Annotated in this window: 13 protein-coding genes, 1 tRNA gene and 1 pseudogene; 7 read left to right on the top strand and 8 right to left on the bottom strand. The window is 32.1% G+C overall.

Going from position 1 to position 17,872, the window contains the following annotated elements:
- The first annotated feature begins 1 nt into the window (after position 1).
- From LUU93_RS03625 to LUU93_RS03600, 6 genes and pseudogenes are all read left to right on the top strand, one after another.
- Positions 2-3,982 carry a condensation domain-containing protein gene (locus LUU93_RS03625; protein WP_232678390.1) on the top strand — a complete coding sequence of 1,327 codons (3,981 nt, stop codon included), beginning with the start codon at positions 2-4 and terminating at the stop codon, positions 3,980-3,982.
- 2 nt (positions 3,983-3,984) lie between these two features.
- The gene (locus LUU93_RS03620; RefSeq protein WP_232678388.1) at positions 3,985-4,818 is read left to right on the top strand and encodes a carboxylesterase family protein; all 834 of its coding nucleotides are present in this window, start codon (positions 3,985-3,987) and stop codon (positions 4,816-4,818) included.
- 15 nt (positions 4,819-4,833) lie between these two features.
- Complete coding sequence (locus LUU93_RS03615) at positions 4,834-5,523, top strand: thioesterase II family protein (RefSeq protein WP_232678386.1); 690 nt, start codon at positions 4,834-4,836, stop codon at positions 5,521-5,523.
- 144 nt (positions 5,524-5,667) lie between these two features.
- Positions 5,668-6,633, top strand: coding sequence for a glycosyltransferase (locus tag LUU93_RS03610; RefSeq protein ID WP_232678383.1), 966 nt, complete (start codon positions 5,668-5,670; stop codon positions 6,631-6,633).
- A gap of 471 nt (positions 6,634-7,104) precedes the next feature.
- A complete protein-coding gene (locus LUU93_RS03605) occupies positions 7,105-8,142 on the top strand; it encodes a hypothetical protein (RefSeq protein ID WP_232678381.1) in 1,038 nt (345 codons plus the stop codon).
- Positions 8,143-8,225: 83 nt separating this feature from the next.
- Positions 8,226-8,881, top strand: a pseudogene (locus LUU93_RS03600) (IS6 family transposase).
- 191 nt (positions 8,882-9,072) lie between these two features.
- Here LUU93_RS03600 and LUU93_RS03595 read toward each other — a convergent pair.
- Positions 9,073-9,146 (bottom strand) — tRNA-Arg (locus LUU93_RS03595).
- Positions 9,147-9,258: 112 nt separating this feature from the next.
- Between LUU93_RS03595 and LUU93_RS03590 the strand changes: the two genes are divergently transcribed.
- Entirely contained in the window at positions 9,259-9,771 is a 513-nt protein-coding gene (locus LUU93_RS03590; protein ID WP_232678379.1) for an adenine phosphoribosyltransferase, read from the top strand.
- Positions 9,772-9,967: 196 nt separating this feature from the next.
- On the opposite strand, the gene LUU93_RS03585 is transcribed toward LUU93_RS03590, so the two are convergent.
- The 7 genes from LUU93_RS03585 to LUU93_RS03555 form a co-directional block, all read right to left on the bottom strand.
- Positions 9,968-10,618, bottom strand: a complete 651-nt coding sequence (locus LUU93_RS03585; protein ID WP_232678377.1) for a response regulator transcription factor — start codon at positions 10,616-10,618, stop codon at positions 9,968-9,970.
- Positions 10,602-11,390, bottom strand: a complete 789-nt coding sequence (locus LUU93_RS03580) for a sensor histidine kinase (protein ID WP_232678375.1) — start codon at positions 11,388-11,390, stop codon at positions 10,602-10,604. Before LUU93_RS03580 ends, LUU93_RS03585 begins: the two co-directional genes overlap by 17 nt.
- Positions 11,363-12,010 carry a hypothetical protein gene (locus tag LUU93_RS03575; RefSeq protein WP_232678373.1) on the bottom strand — a complete coding sequence of 216 codons (648 nt, stop codon included), beginning with the start codon at positions 12,008-12,010 and terminating at the stop codon, positions 11,363-11,365. Before LUU93_RS03575 ends, LUU93_RS03580 begins: the two co-directional genes overlap by 28 nt.
- A 7-nt stretch (positions 12,011-12,017) precedes the next feature.
- Positions 12,018-12,452, bottom strand: coding sequence for a hypothetical protein (locus tag LUU93_RS03570; protein WP_232678372.1), 435 nt, complete (start codon positions 12,450-12,452; stop codon positions 12,018-12,020).
- 631 nt (positions 12,453-13,083) lie between these two features.
- On the bottom strand, positions 13,084-15,504 hold the full coding sequence (pheT, locus tag LUU93_RS03565) for a phenylalanine--tRNA ligase subunit beta (RefSeq protein WP_232678370.1): 2,421 nt from the start codon (positions 15,502-15,504) through the stop codon (positions 13,084-13,086).
- Between the two features lie 136 nt (positions 15,505-15,640).
- Positions 15,641-16,504 (bottom strand): bestrophin family protein, encoded by an 864-nt coding sequence (locus LUU93_RS03560; RefSeq protein ID WP_232678368.1) that lies wholly within the window; start codon positions 16,502-16,504, stop codon positions 15,641-15,643.
- Between the two features lie 27 nt (positions 16,505-16,531).
- The gene (locus tag LUU93_RS03555) at positions 16,532-17,842 is read right to left on the bottom strand and encodes a TolC family protein (RefSeq protein ID WP_232678366.1); all 1,311 of its coding nucleotides are present in this window, start codon (positions 17,840-17,842) and stop codon (positions 16,532-16,534) included.
- Positions 17,843-17,872: the final 30 nt, after the last annotated feature.

Genomic DNA, 17,872 nt, shown 5'->3' with positions numbered 1-17,872 from the left:
AATGGAACTGAAAGAATTATTAACATATATTGAGGACAATAATATTGATGTAAGCCTTAATGAGTCTTATAACCTAAACATCGTCTTAAACAAAAAAGACGCCGAAAACAAAACATTAATAGACTCTATCAGAAACAATAAGGAGCATCTTATAAAACATCTTGAAACAAAGAATATTGAAAGTCTTATTCCTGTTTATAGAATGACACCTTTTCAAGAAGGCTTGGCAGGATTTGTAAAGAATAATCCGGATAGTTCTAGGTATATTATTCATCTTACTTTTAAATCTGAAAAAGAAATTGATTTTGATGCTTTCAAGAAGGCATGTGGGCTTTTGGTATCAAGCAATGAGATTTTAAAATCGTCATTTGATTATGATTCCAAGGAACAGGTTTTTAAATCGAAAATTATTGAGACAGACAAATTTTTCTGTGAAGAGATACTTCCACAGGATGAGCAGTCTTTTAGGCAGGGCAGCTTTGATATCTCTAAAGAATCACTTATAAAATTTGCGCTGATAGATAAGCATATTATCATTATAAAAATTCATCATATTATTGCAGATGTTGTATCGGTACAGTTAATGCTGCAACTGTTATTTGGCTACTACAGCAGATTTCAGAATAATGTTATCCCTAAGGCTTTGCAATCAGTTCCTTTTTCTGAATATACAAAATGGCTGTTAAAGCAGAACAAGGAAAAAGGATTGTTTTACTGGAAAAATCTGTTGGAGAATTATGATGCAACGCCAATAGAACAAATAGTTCCGGTTAAGAAAACCCTTCAGGAAACTTATAGTGAACTAAATGTTACTTACGATCTGAATACTACCACTCAGGAAATGCTGAAAAATAATAAGCTGACCAGTAATACGGTGATCAACTTTTTATTTGGAATGGTGTTCTCTAAATATTTCAGAAACAAAAAATTTGTGTGGGGTAATACCATAACACACCGATATATGGATCATGATAACTTTAGAGATATCATAGGGCCAATGATTACAACAATACCGGTGGCTAATGATTTTGAGAAACAGGAGACTATTATGAAATCTATTTCTGATTTTCATTACCAGCTTTTAGATTCGCGTGAGTACTCTTATATTTCTACGCCTGAAATTTATGAGGCCATCAATGCTAAAAATCTGTTTAGTGCCAACGTAAGTTTTCAAGATGTTTCAGAAAACAATAATGATGCATTTAACGATGTGGGTATCGAAAGACTTGTTTCTGAAAGCCAGAGTATATCGCATTTTCCACTGTCTATTCTGGCATCTTCAAAAAAAGATAAAATTTCATTCAGCATTAGTTACAGATCAGATATATTTTCAGAAGATATCATAAACGACATGACTGATATTATCATGGGTCTTTATAATAATCTGGAAAATCTTGCTGAATTGAAGTATTCAGAACTTGATATTTTTGAGTACAAAAAAGACATTGAAAGATCCCTTATTGTCGGAGACAAATTTGATCATAAAAATGTTTCTCTGCAAAAGCTCTTTACCGAAGCATTGGCAAAATATAAAGAAAAAACAGCAATAGAAGATATTGAGGATAATTCTCTAACATTTGCAGAGCTGGATGCAAAAAGTAATTATATCGCAAATCAGCTGATAGCCAAAAACATTAAAGGTGCCGTAGGGGTTCACCTTAAGTATTCTGTCAATCTGGTTGTGAGTATTCTGGGAATTTTAAAAGCAGGATGTACAGTGATTAGTTTAGAACACGGTTACCCGATAGAGCAGCTTAATCTTATAACTCTTGAAACAGATTTGCAGGCATGTATTATAAGCTCTGAAGAAAAAACACTCTTTGGAGACCGTTTGCCATATGTAAAAGAAAACTGTACCCTGATCCATATTTCAGATCATATTCCTTCAGAAGACAGCCTTACCGAAGAGAGAGAAAGCCTGACAGAAGACATCTTATCAATCTATTACACATCTGGATCTACCGGAATTCCTAAGATCGTTAAGGTTTCTAATGAAAACACCCTAAACGGGTTATTATATCTTCTGCAAAATTATCCGGCTAATGTTCAGGATACTTTTTGTCTTAACATAAGAGTCTCTTTCAGTCCTTCCATAAGAAATATATTAGAAGCAATTATTCAGGGGAATAAAATCGTTATCCTTCCAGAATACTTGTACCATAATATTGATAAGTTTGTCGAGACTGTATCTCAGAAAGAAATATCAAGACTCTCACTTACTCCAAGTTTTATCAGGCTTCTTATTGAAAATGATAAAACAAGTTTACTGAATAAACTTAATTTCTTAGAAGTACGTGGTGAAGCAATTTCGATGGAAGACATGATGTTGTTCAAAAAACTCATGCCGGAAACCACGATCGTCAGCAGATATGGATCTACAGAAGCATCTTCTACTGCTTATAACGAAGCGCTTGAAATCAATCTTAATACATCATCAAGATACTTTGCTTTGGGTAAACCAATACATAATACCGTGTTTAAAATTATTGATGATAGCGGTAATGTGCTGCCATCAGGAATTATAGGAGAAATATATGTAGAAAGTAAAAGTGTAGCTCAAGGTTATATAGGAACTGCAAATAATAATTTTATCTATGAAAACGGTCAAATTTCAGGCTTAAAAACAGGCGATTTAGGATATATTGATCAAGAAGGTATTTTACAGTTTGTAGGAAGAAAAGATGCGATGCTGAAACTGAGAGGATACCGTATCGAACCCGAAGAAATAGAAATTGCAATAGAAAAATTTGAAGGTGTGATGAAGGCAAAAATAGTTCCTGTAGACGTAGAAGATCCTACAATGGCAAGGCTGGTAGCATTTTGTCATGTAAAAAAAGTTGATGAGTTTACTGATATAAACCTTAAACACTTTTTGAAGGATATACTGCCTAACTATATGATCCCGAATAAAATACTGTTTGTTGATGATTTTCCAAGAACCAGTACAGGTAAAATAGATATACAATCTTTGAAAAGACAGATAAATGTAACGGATAAAAACAGAACCAAAACAAATAGCATGACAGAACAGAGAATAAAGGATATTTTTACTGATATTATGCCAAGTTCTGTGATTTATATTGATGAAGAGTTTTTTGAAATGGGTGTAAATTCCATCTTGACAATGAAAGCTGCCTATAAATTAAGCACAGAGTTTAATGTGAGCCTAAAAGGAGCAGAGCTGTTTCAGCATGATACTATCGAGAAACTGGCGGTATTTATAGATACAATGATTGCCAATAAAAACTTTAAAAGAGAAGAAATCTATCACACTCTGAATCAGAATGATGATAATAAAGATATTTTCTTCCTGATACCGCCGCTTACGGGAACATCACTGTTTAACACGTTAAGGCCGTTTATGCAGGATAGTGTAGATTTTTATGTTTTTGAAACTATTGCCGTTGAAGAATATCCGGTACTTGCAAAAGATCTGGAAACATTGGCTGGGTTTTACAAAAACTCTATCCTGCAAATGTATAAAGGTAAAAGAATACATATGGGCGGATGGTCTTTTGGAGGAAGTACAGCTTTTGAAATAGCAATGCAGCTTCAGGTACTGGGAATAGAAGTAAGCTCCCTTGTATTATTAGATCCTAATATGTACAGACCCGAGTTTGATAGTGATAATAAGCAAAGAGAAGACTATGAAAAAATAATCAGAGCTTTACTTATTCAGGAAAATATAGACCCTGATTCGATAGGTATGCACAGATTTATTGAGCAAGCATATCATTCTAACTATGTCATTAAAAACTACAGACCTTCATCAATCTATAAAGGTGATATTGCCCTTATTAAACCTGAACTGACTTCAGAATTTGAAAGAAACCATGATACACCTTACAACGGTTTCCGCGAATATTGTGATGGCGAAATTAAAATAAGCTTCACTCCGGGGAATCATATGACTATGGCTACTGGTCCTGCAAAAGTGGTAGCTAATCTTATATTTTCTAATTTAAATCTTGAAATTAAATAATCATGGTAAATAAAAGCTTGGTTTTTTCTATAATAATAGTTTTTATTTTTGCTTGTAAAGCACAGAATTCTCATTATTTACTAACCGAAAATAAATTTTCGCAAGATGATATAAAGGAAAAAAGAGGAAAAATAACGAAGTTAGACGATTCATTATTTAAGTATGAAAAATTTAGCTATAATGACTCCATACTTAATTACAGGATTCTTGAACCAGTTTCGGTCGAGGCAGGAAAAAAGTATCCGCTGGTTATTATATTTCCCCATTCAGGAGGAATAGGGAATGACAATAAAAACCAGATTACTACTCTCCCTAAATACTGGCTTCAGGAAAAAGTACGTAAAAAATACCCAGCATATGTAATAGCAATACAATATTCTATGCGTTCCTCTAATTACTTTTTTGATGAGTCTAAACTTATGTATTCCGTACCAAATGACTATTGTCTGGATGCAACCTCAGAACTTATAAAAAGTCTGACTACAAAGCTTAACGTCGATAAAAAGCGTGTTTACGGAATAGGTTTTTCAATGGGAAGCTCCACATTATATAATCTGCTGACCAGACATCCGGATATATTTAAAGCTTCTGTGAGTATTTCCGGGATTCCTGATAAAGATTTTGGTAAAAAAGCGGCGAAGTCACCAATATGGATCATTCATGGAAATGCAGATACAGAAAACCCTATAGAACCGGATAGAAAGCTGGTAAAATATCTACAAAAAATGAATAATAAAAACTACACCTATTGGGAGATTTCCGGCTTAGAACACACAGTATATCCGGATTTATATGACACAGACATGATTCCGGAATGGTTGTTTAACTCAAAATAATAAGATTATTATTAAATGATGAATATAATTTTTTTCCCCTTTGCCGGAGGTCACAAGCTTTCCTACCAAAATCTTATTGAAAAAATGGAGAATAAAGATAAGATTAAGGTAATAGAATACTCGGGTAGAGGAACCAGAATGAGAGAGAAATTTGCAGGAACATTTGAAGAATTGCTGGAAGACTGCCTGAGCCAGATATCAAATATACTGGATAATAACGAAAATTATATCCTTTACGGGCATAGTATGGGAGGGTTACTTGCATATGAAGTATCAGTCAAAATTCAGAAAATGAACCGTAAAATGCCAAAAAAACTTGTAATAACTGGAAGGACACCTCCTTCCAGGCTTCGTACTATAAAATATACACATCAATCTGATGAGATGTTTTGGAAGGAAGTTTGCAGCTTAGGAGGAATACCAAAAGACTTCAGGGATAATGAGGATTTCAAGAGCTTTGTAATACCTATTTTAAGAGCTGACTTTTCTATTTATGAATCATATACTTATCAGGAAAATAAGGATAAACTAAAAATCCCTATAGATGTGTTTTACGGATCAGAAGAACACTCAGACGGAAATTTTGTAATGCAAGGCTGGAAAAGAGAAAGCGTAGCCTCTGTTCAGATAGCTGAACTTGAAGGAGATCATTTTTTTATTTTTAATAATTTGGATTTTTTTGAAAAATATTTTAAAAACTTCTAATATTTAAATTGAATATCTAACGTAATAAAAGTATTGCGTTTTTCTACTGAAGATGAGGATAAAAAAACCTGAATTTAAGATTTCCGATCTAAAATGTCAGTAAGAGAAATAAAAAATCAAATTAATAAAAATTACTAAAATAAAATGATTTCGGTTATTATAATATCAAAAAATAGACAGCATTTACTGAGTCACCTTCTCAAATCGCTGGAAGAGCAGACATTTAATAATTTTGAAGTTATCATTATCGATAATTATTCAAATGAAAAAACAGCTGACTATGTAAAAAATATTACTTCAGATAAGTTTAATGTGAAAAAAATATTTTTGCCCGAAGAAATGACGATTTCTTATTGTAGAAATGAATCTTTTAGAGGAAAGTATCTGGATGATAATTCAAAATATGTGATGTTTATTGATGATGATGATTGTATAAGCAGAGATACACTTTCTTGGTTCTATAAAAAAGCCGTTTCAACAAACGCTGAAATAGTAATATCCAATTTCATAAGTGTTTTTTCTAAAGACAGTTCTTGTCAAGAGCTCATATCAAAAATGTCTTTCGCTGAAATTTTCTTTAAACTCTTAAGAAATTTCTGGATGTATACGATGGGGCATCTTCTTTTTTACAAGCATTTTAGAAGTTTGATGATCCATTTAAGATATTCAGTGATGCATTCAATATTGACTAAAAGAGAAGTCTTCGATAATTATACATTTGATAATTCAATCATATACGGAGAGGATAATCACTTCAGGTTTAATGTTTTTACTACAGCTAAAAAGATTAAATATTATCCTTTGTTTTTTGTACCCTATCGTAAGCATGGGACTAATACTCAGAATGATATTTATTTTCAGGACAAAGTTCATATGCTTAATTCTTTAGATTTTCTTGACAGAAATAACTACTCAAATGTTTTGAAATATTTATTTCTATATAAAAGAAAGCTTAAACTTAGGAGCAAAACTTCATTGTCTCCTCAGGAAGAAAGTTTTTTAAGTGCTGTAAATCTAATCAGAAAAGAAATTAACTTCTTCGGAAAAGTTAGAGTGAATGTATATATGCTGCCTTCTATTTTAAAAAATTACTTGAAAATAAATGATTAAGGATTAAAAAAGGTAAAAAATATATTAAAAAATACAGATGGCAAGACAGACAAAACTAAACCAGATTTAAAGGTTTCTATATCATTTTGTTTAGTGTTTTTATTATCTGCTATTTAAGTCTGCTATTCACAATGTTACAAAAAAATGAAAGGATATTTCCAGAAGGATCTTCAAATAAATTTGCAATTTTCAAAACATCGAGAGCTTTTACATGAAATAATTAACGGTAATATAGAAAATATCCAATATGAGTCAAGTTTACTCTACAATAAAAGAAAGCCTGAAAAACTGCAGTTAATAATTTATTATAAGCCGCAGGATTTCTTATATCAGAAATTAAACTTTTTAAAAACTTCGGGAGTTAATATCCTGAAATTAATAACCCCTGTTATTGCGCAAAATCCTTGGGATCATAATGATGTTCTTGATTTTTCGAGGAGTTCCCTGATTGAAATTAAGGAAACACATTGTTTGGATCAGGATAAAAAAACATTGATACTTATTTTGGATAATCTCGAGCTTATTCAAAATGGCGAATGTGATATCGAAGCACAATTTAAAATAACAGAAAACATTTTTCTTCATCTTGATCGTTATATAAAATATGGTTTGCCGGGAAAATATGAGGAGGATAATAAGTTTATTGAACAAAATGAGAATCGAAGAACGGATTTTGGCCCGGTCAGTTTTATTCTTCATTTTAAGCATTCCTGTAAATCAAGTTCTTCGGTTAAAGATTTTTTGATAACCAGAGATGCATACCTGACCTTGATCGATAAAAGTAAAGCTTTAAAAGACTTTGAACTACTCGAATTAGGAGAAGATTTATGTCTATTGATGTCATTTTACTGGGAAAAAAGCATTGATTTTTTTAGTGCTTCTCTTCGAATCAATGATTATAAAACAAGAGAAGTTTTCAAATTTACCAATGAAAATTTGGATTATTTTGAAACATATTTTTTAAAGGATATGTACCCAACATTTTATGATTTTGCTCAATCAGTAAGTTTTGAGAAATACCAAACTTATAAATCGCTTGTTGAGCAGGCAGTTTCTTGTTTAATAAGAATTAAAAATTTAGATGATATCTCTACATTTATGATTCTATATATTATTATTGAAAAGGTTAGAAACTTTTTTTTGTCAAATCCTTTAAAAGAAACTTCTTTTACAATTGACGAAGAATTTGATTTTACAAACAGAACAGAAAAAACAAATAGCTATAAAGAAATTAGCGAAGTAGTATGGGAGTCAGATAGAGTCGAGCTTGATTCTAAAGTAAATCTAAAGGAAAATTCTATAAAAAAAACAGGACTGATAAATAGGTTTGAGAGTTTCATTTTGCATTTAGGTTTAAATCCTTATAAATATAAAGTGGAATTAACAGAAATTATAAGGATCAGAAACATTATTTATCATGGAAGTGTTCCTAACGCAGATATTAACCTTTGCAATAATGAGATGAAGGCTCTTATGTTTGATATTTTGTTAAAGATAATAAGTCGATAAAAACTTGCTTATTAAAGCAGAACATAAGGTTCTGTCGCATCTGGTAATAACTTTTATCTTTAGAATCTTAAACCCATCGAAAAATGAATACAAAAGGTCATTGCTATCCAAAGTCTATTATCCTACAGGCAAGTATATTTCAAACTAAGGTTTACTTTAAGTTATCGAGATGTTGAAGAGATTATGAAAATACGGTGAGTTCAAGTTGATTATGCTACAATTCAACGCTGGGTATATAAGTTTGCACCGTTAATGGAGACACAAATGAAGAAACGCAAAGTAGAGGTTGGCAGTAGTTGGAGAATGGACGAGACTTACATTAAGATTAAAGGGTAATGGTGTTATTTGTATGGAGCAGTTGATAGATCCGGCAATACAGTTGATTTCTTATTAACTAAGAAAAGGCAGAGAATGAGCGCCCATTCATTTCTAATTAAAGCAATTAGTAATAACTGTCGGCCAAGAGTAATAAACATTAATAAAAGCGGTTCTAATGCTGCAGCGATCAAAGTCTATAACAAATGTTCGTTCTCAAAGATTAAAATCAGGCAATGTAAATATCTTAACAGTATTATACAGGACCATCGTTTTATCAAATGGCGCATACAAAACGGTTTAGGTTTTAAAAATTTTGAATCTGCAAAGAGAACCCTAAGCGGTATTGAGGTTATTCATATGCTTAGAAAGAATCAGACCAGGAATATCTATGTTTAAATCATTCTGTAAATTGGCAGGCTAACTTTTAAATTACTTAAATTCTGATATTTGATTCTGACAGATGCGAACGGAGTCGAAAATTTTACATTTAGAAATAATCAATTCCAAATCGCTAGAGTAAATGAAATTGCAAGTCGTATCTATTTGATTAATAAAGAGGTGAAGGATAAAAAAACGGGACAAAAGATAATTTTTATCTTTTGTCCCGTAGAGTGACCTCGACTGGATTCAAACCAGTAACCTTCTGAGCCGTAATCAGATGCGCTATTCAGTTGCGCCACGAGGCCTTTTTGTTTCATTGAGCTAATTTTCGTAGCTTTGTTGAACGCTGTTTGCGGGTGCAAATATAGAGATAAATGCGAGATAAACAAGCAAAAAATTACAGAAAAATAAAAAAAAATGAAGATTGAAAATTATATACGTGATATTCAGGGTTTTCCTAAAGAAGGAATTTTATTTAAAGATATCACTCCGTTGTTAAATGATGTAAAAGCAAGGCAGGAATGCTTATCTCTTTTGGTAAATTCTCTTAACGGACAGAAAATTGATAAGGTAGTAGGGGCAGAAAGTCGTGGTTTTTTCTTCGGGATGTTATTGGCACAAGAACTAAACGCAGGATTTGTTCCGGTAAGGAAACCTAAAAAACTGCCTTTTGAAACTATTTCAGCTTCATACGAATTAGAATATGGTACAGACAGCCTTGAAATGCATACGGATGCAATCAAAAAAGGTGACCGTATTTTAATTCACGACGATGTTCTGGCAACCGGCGGAACCGCAAAAGCAGTCTGCGAGCTGGTTGAAAAATTAGGCGGCGAAATCGTTCAATGCAATTTTTTAATGGAGCTGACTTTCCTTAACGGAAGAGAAAAAATAAAAGAGTTTCCCATTTTTGCAGTGCTGTCTTATTAATAAAAAGCGCTGGATATAATTAATTAAAGAAATTTTTAACACATAGAAACATAGGTTTTAAATATATAAAAGAATATAAAAAGAAACCAGTTTCTAACACATAGCTGTCTCTGTGTGTTTAAAATAAGTGAAACGCCTTTTTTCAAGGTATTAAATCTATGTTTCTATGTGTTTAAAAATTATTTGCCCCAACAGGTTAAACAAACACAATTTTGTGTTTAACGGCATACAAAACCAAACCTATTCTCGTTTTTATCTCTAATTTATCAAATAAACATTCCCTGTAACCGTCAATGGTTTTAGGGCTTAAACACATTTCTGAGGCTATTTCTTTATACGTCATCTCAGTGCAGGCATGTTTAATAAACACCAGTTCTTTTTCTTTTAAACTGATTTTTTTATTATCGCTGTTGACTTTATTAACGAGCATTGCCGAAACTGATTCGGTAAAATAAAATCCTTTTTCGATAACACATTCAATGGCTTCCTTAAAAATTTCCGGTGATGTATCTTTTAGTAAATAACCTTTTGCTCCGTTAGTAATCATTTTAATAATAATTTCTTCATCATCATTTACAGAAAGCGCAATTACTTTTAAATCAGATCTGTTTTCTTTAACCCATTTCATCGTGCTTAGGCCGTCTAAAACAGGCATATTAACATCTAATAATACCAGGTCAATATTGGTATGGGGGTTTTCCTGAAGGTAAGAAATAAATACTTTTCCGTTTTCAAATCGCTCAATAACATCGTAGCCTCCAAAACTTTTTATCAAAAGTTCTAATGATTGGGAAAAAAGCTGATGATCGTCGACAATAATAATTTTACTTTTAATATTCGGTTTCATTGGTTGTGGTTAAAGGGTATTCTAAAGTTACAGTTGTTCCTGATGAATCTGATTCCATGATTAATTGGGCTCCAATAAGTTTAGCCCGCAATTTCATGTTGGTTAATCCTAATCCGGAATTTGCTTTAAGAGGATCATAGCCAATTCCGAAATCCTTTAATTTTAATTGAAAAAGAGTTTCAGTTGTTACAATATTTACTTCGTATAAATCGCTGTGAGAATGTTTTAGGCTATTATGTAAAGCTTCCTGAAAAATTCGGTAAATAAATAAATCATGCTCTTCACTTATCTTTGGGATTTCTCCAACTAAATTATAACGATACTGAATTTTTTTAAGTTTTTTTATACGTATTAAATCTTGTTTTATAGCTTCGATAAAATTGCTCTGCAGCAAATTATCTTTGTTAATGATACGTGATAAAATTCTGAGTTCATCTAATGCTTTTGCCAAAACATCCTTAAGATCTTTTAATTCCTTTACCTGAATGTTTTTACTGCTTATAGACATGTTGAGCTGCATAATCCCAACAGAAATAATCTGGCCGATATTATCATGAAGTTCTTTACTAATTTCAGAAAGCGTCTGATCTTTAATTTCGATTCGGGTTTTTACTAATTCAGATTGAAAATACATTTCAGATTCCATTTTTTCGACCAGGTAGCTGTTCTTCTTCTTTAAAAAATAAAAGAAAAGTACAAGTACAACGACCAGTAAAGTAAAAAAAACAATACCTAATGAAATTACTAATAATTGTATTTCTTTTCGCTCCATAAAAATCCTATAATGTAACAGCTATGTGCTAAAAAATTTAAGATGAACAATACTAAGCTAAATACTGATTCGTCTTGTTTAATAAGAAACCAATTGATAGCCAGCATAAAAGGCGTAAAAGGAACATGAAAAACCAATATTCCTAAAATGTACCAGAAAAAAACAGATCGTTTGAAATTTAAAATTTTGTCTGAATTAAAAATCTCTACCAAATATAAGCAGGATAATATTAATACTAACATTACACCTATGGCAAAACTGTATGTAAACGAACGGTTTGTATCTTCTTTAAAATAAATAATGTTTAAAAAGAACGAAACAATAAACAGGATCAAAAAATAAACTGCCGTCATTCTGTAATTTATCTTCGACAAAAGGCTCCGCAGCAGCAGTATATAGGCAGAAAAGCTGACAAACATATAGAAATTATAGACGTAATAGTTTAATAAGCCTGTCAAATAAGTAAAATAATATCCCACTAATTCTATTAGTGCAGAAAAAAAGATTAAAATTACTAAAAATTTAGCTTTATTACCAGGTAATTTATGCATAGAAATTAATCCGATGCTTCCTGATAATAAAGCTAAATAAATGATATACGATCTTAAAAATTCAAACATAATTTTATTAATAGATTAAGCTTGGCGGTCTACCGATATTACCGTAATTCATAGGTTCAAGAGTTTGAATATCAGCAGGGGCTGATTCCTGAACCATTGCAAAACTTTGAACTTTTGCGGTATTATTTTCAACTTTTTTTCCAGTTGGAACCAAGAATAGGGTTGTTAATCCGGCTTTATCGCCATGTTGTTCATCATCTGGATATACACCAAAATAAAAACGTATTCCATCTACGTTATATCCGTCTTTTGCGCCATTGGTTTTAATATAATGTATATAACTTTCTAAAGCTTCTAATGAATACCAAATAGCGTTTGCATCTTCTTTTTTAGCGTGTTTACCTGTTAAGGATGCCGCTTTTTTATTGTTGTAGTTAACATTCAATTGCTTTGCAAATTCTTTAGTTATTAACTGACTAGGTTTTGCTGGTGGATTTTTCATTGTTATTTATGAATTAATTGGTTACTTGTTTAGTTTACAGTTTTTTTTAATTGTAGACGACAAAATTATTTGATGTCTAAAAACAACGCAAGGGGAAAAATACCCTTTTTTCTTCAGGTAAAATTATCTAAAAAAACGGGCTAAAATACTGCTTAATACTATTTTGCAATTAAATAATTTTATAACGTCAATTTTTAAGAGCAAAAACTAATGCTAAAAGCGCATAAACAGCAGTAAAGAAAATTCTTTCAGCAGAAAAAGACTGAATGAAAATTTATAACTAACAATCAATAATTAATAATTAAGATTTGGAGATCAAATTTGGAATAAATATTTAATTAGTTAGTGATTTTGTTTTTTGGTGTTTAAGGTTTCAGGCCTGGCAGCTTGTTAATTAACCGCAAAGTCCGCAAAGGATTGCGTAAAGAAAGAAATGTTTTGAAGATGTGGATCAACAAAAACTTTTCAAAAGCTTTGTGAAATTCTTTGCGAGTTTTATGGTAAAACAATACTCAGGCAACCACCTGAAACCTGAAACTTTAAAAAACTTGAAACATGAGACTTGAAACAAAAAAATAAACCCGACAAGTATAATACACCTGTCGGGTTTGTTATTTAATAACGTTAAGATTTATCTTAAACTTGCGCCAAGTTCAGTTTCAAAAGTCTGTTGTAATTTCGACATGATTTTGTCAATCTGAGCATCAGTAAGCGTTTTTGTATTATCCTGGATTGTAAAGCTCAACGCATACGATTTTTTGCCTGCCGGAAGTTTGTCTCCCTGATAAACATCAAATAAATTAATGTCTTTTAAAAGAGCTTTTTCCGTTTGTCTCGCTAAATTAAAAATACTTTCGTAAGTAGTTTTTTCGTCGATCAACAAAGCTAAATCTCTGCGAACTTCCGGATATTTAGGAATTTCAGTATATTTAATTTTTCCTGTAATGATTTTTAAAATCAAATCCCAGTTGAAATCAGCATAATAAACATCTTGTTTAATCCCAAAATGCTTTAAAATCGATTTTTTCACAACTCCCATTTCAACTAATGTATCATTGTTGTAGCAAATTGAAGTTCCTTCTGAGAAAACATCAGACTGTACCGGGGCATTTGAAATTTTTTCAATTCCCAAACGAACCAGAATACCTTTTACATAACCTTTCAATAAGAAGAAATCAGTTCCTTTTTGCGGCATTGTCCAGCTTTCTTTATTTCTGTTTCCAGAAATAGACAAAGTTAAATGTTTGTGTTCTTCGTAACCGTTTAGGTATTTGTGATATGATTTTCCAAATTCAAATAATTTTAAATCAGAATTTTTTCTATTGATATTATATGAAATCGCTTCAAGAGCAGAAAATAATAATGATTGACGCATTGTTGATAAATCACTGCTCAAAGGATTCAACATTGTTACATTGTGTTCTTCTTTTAAAACAGTCGATAATTTTGCATACGCGGCTGTTGTTAAAGAATTTGCCATCATTTCATGAAAACCTTGAGAGTTTAATTGAGAAGCGATAACATTTTGTACTTTATAATCTTCTGTTCTTGGAGAATTGGCTACCGTTGCATTGAATTTTTTAGAAAACTCAATATTGTTGTAACCATAAACTCTTAAAATTTCTTCGATAACATCAATTTCTCTTTGAACATCAACACGGTACGCCGGGATTGTTAAGCCTAAACCGGTATCAGAAACGCTGTTTACTTTAATATCTAAAGAAACTAATATCTTTTTGATGGTATCTTTTGGAATTTCCTGTCCGATGATTTTAGAAACGTGGCTGAAATTCAATAAAACCGAAAAATCTTCTACTTTTTTAGGATAAACTTCTACAACATCGCAAGTGATTTTACCACCTGCAACTTCCTGAATTAAGATAGCGGCACGTTTTAAAGCATATTCTGTAATAGTTGGGTCAATTCCTCTTTCAAATCTAAAAGAAGCATCGGTATTCAATTGATGTCTTTTTGCTGTTTTACGAACGCTTACAGCATCAAAATAAGCACTTTCTAAGAAAATAGAAGTTGTACCATCTGTAACGCCAGATTTTTTTCCTCCAAAAACACCTGCTATACAAAGCGGTCCTTTTTCGTCGCAAATCATTAAATCCTCAGCATGCAATGTTCTTTCAACATCATCAAGCGTAGTGAATTTTGTTCCTTCTGGCAATGTTTTTACAATTACTTTTCCGGTAATTTTTGCAGCATCAAAAGCATGAAGCGGCTGTCCTAATTCGTGTAAAACATAATTAGTAACATCGACAATATTATTTTTTGGCGTTAAACCAATCGATTTTAAACGATCCTGAAGCCATTTTGGAGATTCGTGAACCGTAATTCCTGAGATAGTTACACCGCAGTATCTTGGTGCTAAAGCTGGTTCTTCAACATTAACATCAATTTTAAGCGTACGCATATCTACTCTAAAATTGCTTACAGATGGCGTAATCAATTCAACATTTACACCTCTTTGAAGCATTCCGGCTCTTAAATCACGTGCAGTACCAAAGTGGCTCATTGCATCGGCACGGTTTGGCGTTAAACCAATTTCAAAAACTTCATCATCTGCAATTTGAAAAACTTCAGAAGCCTTAGTTCCCGGAACCAGATTTTCATCCAGGACCATAATTCCGTCGTGACCATTACCAAGACCTAGTTCATCTTCGGCACAAATCATTCCGTGGCTTTCCTGTCCGCGAATTTTACCTTTTTTAATAGTAAATTCAACACCATCTTTATCATATAAAACGGTTCCAATAGTTGCAACAGGAACTTTTTGTCCCGCAGCCACATTTGCTGCACCACATACAATTTGTACAGGGGTCTCTAAACCAATATTTACTGTAGTAACTTTTAATCTGTCGGCATCAGGATGTTTTTCGCAGGTAAGCACATGTCCTACAACAACCCCTTCTAATCCGCCTTTAATTGACTGGTATTTTTCTACAACTTCAACTTCAAGACCCAAATCTGTCAATAATTCAGAAGTTTGTTCAGATGTCCAATCAGTTTTAATGAATTGTTTTAACCAGTTGTAAGATATTTTCATGTTAGTTTTATTCTTTTATCAGGATACAAATATAAGGATTGAGAATTGTAGTAAGAAAGAATTTATTTTGTTTTTTCTGACTTAAAACGTTTGATAAGCTCAAAATAATGTGTTACTCTTTTGAGTTTTAGTTCGTTTAAATCAATTCTTCGATATGTTTTTTGATGTTTTCAGAAATCTTTTTTGTTGGAAGATCGTTTTCGTCATCTCCAAACGGATCTTCGATTTCTTCTGCAATAAGCTCCAAACTTGCCAAAACATAAAATATAAAAACGACAACCGGCGCTACAAAATATCCCAGGCTAATAGAATACCCAAACGGAAGCGTCATGGTATAAAAGAAGATAAATTTCTTGATAAATGCGCTGTAAGAGTAGGGAATAGGTGTATTTTTAATACGCTCGCACGCACCGCAGATATCTGTAAATGACTGTAATTCGTTATTTAAAATAATTAATTGATCGCCGGTAATTTTTTTTGCATCATACAAATCATTGATTTTATGATACATGATTTTTTTTAACTGATTTGGTTTGTGTTTATGATGATCTATTTCTAAATCAACATCTTCAAAAAGCTGTTTACTGGTATCGGCATCTTTTAAATGTTTGTGCAGAATATCAGCATACAGCGGAATAAATTTTTTAAAGAAACTCCTGTCGTTTTCGTCTTTTAAAATAGCCGAAAGTTTTATAGTCAGATTACGGCTGCTGTTTACGAGACCTCCCCAAAGTTTGCGGCCTTCCCACCAGCGGTCATAAGCGGTATTTGTTCTAAAAACGAGCAATAACGAAATTACAAAACCAAGCATTCCGTGCATGATAGGAATGTTATGTATATAATCGTTTTTGCCAACTTTAAAGTATTCAACTTCCAGATAACCAACGGCTGCGGCATAAATACCAATCGCAAGCATGATTGGTAAAAGTTTTCTAACGGTATCAGATTTATGAAAATGGAATATAAATGTAAACCATTCTTTGGTATTATAAGAGATCATCTAAGTTTGTTTTGAAACAAATTTAGTTTAAAAATTAATATTTCCTGCTAATTCTTTTAAGGCAATTTCAGATAATTTTGCTTCGTATTGTGCGTTGCTGTAACGAACTTTTGCGTTTACATAATTTAGCTGAGCTGTTCTAAAATCAATGGTTGTAATAGTTCCAATTCTAAATTTATCTAAAGTAATTTCTAAATTTTGTCTGGCAATTGCTTCGTTATTTTCTTCTAAATCAATTAATTCTAAATTGGTTAAATACGTTTGAAAAGCTGTGCTTAACTGCGTGTTCAAAATCGTATTTTGCTGATCGATAGCAATTTGAGAATTTTCGATTTGAAGCTTGGCTACTTTTTCATTTCGATGCTGGTTAAATCCGTCAAAAATATTCATCGAAGCATTAAAACCGTAGGTAAAACCTCTTGAAGAGTTTTCGCTTGTAAATCCTAAACTTGACTGACTTTCGGCAAAATTATAACCCGAAGTTAAATTTACAGTTGGGTATCTACTTGCTTTTACTTGTTTAAGCTGTAATTCGGCAATACGTTTATTGATTATCTGCGATTCTAAAGCCGGATTTTGTTTTTGTGCCAAATCCATTAAATCGGCCAAAACCAGTTTTTCATCAACAGTAACGATATCAGTCACTGTGAAGTTGATTTTAGGGTCACGGGCAAGATATTGATTCAATAATATTTTAGCATTAGCATACGATTCTTTTTGTCTCAATAAAGTAACCTGATCTGTATTTAAATCAACCTGCGCATTTAAAACTTCTAATTTTGAAGCTTTACCAATAGTGAAACGATTTTGTGCCAATTCTACTCTTTGTTTAGAAATTACAATTGTAGTATCTAAAGCGGCTAATTGATGCTGTTGCTGTACTAAATCATAATAAGCAGAATTTACCTGACCAATTTTTACGAGAATTGTTCTTTTTAATTCGGCATCGCCTAATTTTTGAAGTTCTTTTAACTGATCGTATCGGGCAAACATTCTCATTCCGTCAAAAACCGTCCAGCCTAAGCTGACTCCATACGTTAAACTGTTGTTTTTTGCATTGTTTAATGTAGTCGATGTTCCGTCCTGACGTACCTGAGTTGAGTTGGTAACACTATTATTGTCTACAATATTAGCTGTAGCGGTTGGCAGTATGCCCGCATTTCCAACAGTAACATTTGTTTCGCTTATTGTCGAATTATTTTTGGCAATTTTAATCTCAAAATTATTTTCTAAAGCGATTTTCATTGCTTCTTCAATAGTCAAAACTTCTTGTGCATTTGTTTTAACAATGCAAAAGAACAGAACTATTAAAGTGCAGTATATATTCTTAATATTCATGTTATTTTTCTTTTGCCCCGAATTCACGAA

The organism is Flavobacterium soyae (assembly GCF_021245985.1).
GTDB lineage: Bacteria > Bacteroidota > Bacteroidia > Flavobacteriales > Flavobacteriaceae > Flavobacterium > Flavobacterium soyae.
Note: the sequence above shows the minus strand (reverse complement) of the source record. Positions and strands in the feature narration are given on the sequence as shown.

Coding starts and splice junctions, on each gene's coding strand:
- LUU93_RS03625 (WP_232678390.1), top strand. CDS start 2: ATGGAACTGAAAGAATTATTAACATATATTGAGGACAATAATATTGAT.
- LUU93_RS03620 (WP_232678388.1), top strand. CDS start 3,985: ATGGTAAATAAAAGCTTGGTTTTTTCTATAATAATAGTTTTTATTTTT.
- LUU93_RS03615 (WP_232678386.1), top strand. CDS start 4,834: ATGATGAATATAATTTTTTTCCCCTTTGCCGGAGGTCACAAGCTTTCC.
- LUU93_RS03610 (WP_232678383.1), top strand. CDS start 5,668: ATGATTTCGGTTATTATAATATCAAAAAATAGACAGCATTTACTGAGT.
- LUU93_RS03590 (WP_232678379.1), top strand. CDS start 9,259: ATGAAGATTGAAAATTATATACGTGATATTCAGGGTTTTCCTAAAGAA.
- LUU93_RS03585 (WP_232678377.1), bottom strand. CDS start 10,618: ATGAAACCGAATATTAAAAGTAAAATTATTATTGTCGACGATCATCAG.
- LUU93_RS03580 (WP_232678375.1), bottom strand. CDS start 11,390: ATGGAGCGAAAAGAAATACAATTATTAGTAATTTCATTAGGTATTGTT.
- LUU93_RS03575 (WP_232678373.1), bottom strand. CDS start 12,010: ATGTTTGAATTTTTAAGATCGTATATCATTTATTTAGCTTTATTATCA.
- LUU93_RS03570 (WP_232678372.1), bottom strand. CDS start 12,452: ATGAAAAATCCACCAGCAAAACCTAGTCAGTTAATAACTAAAGAATTT.
- pheT (WP_232678370.1), bottom strand. CDS start 15,504: ATGAAAATATCTTACAACTGGTTAAAACAATTCATTAAAACTGATTGG.
- LUU93_RS03560 (WP_232678368.1), bottom strand. CDS start 16,504: ATGATCTCTTATAATACCAAAGAATGGTTTACATTTATATTCCATTTT.
- LUU93_RS03555 (WP_232678366.1), bottom strand. CDS start 17,842: ATGAATATTAAGAATATATACTGCACTTTAATAGTTCTGTTCTTTTGC.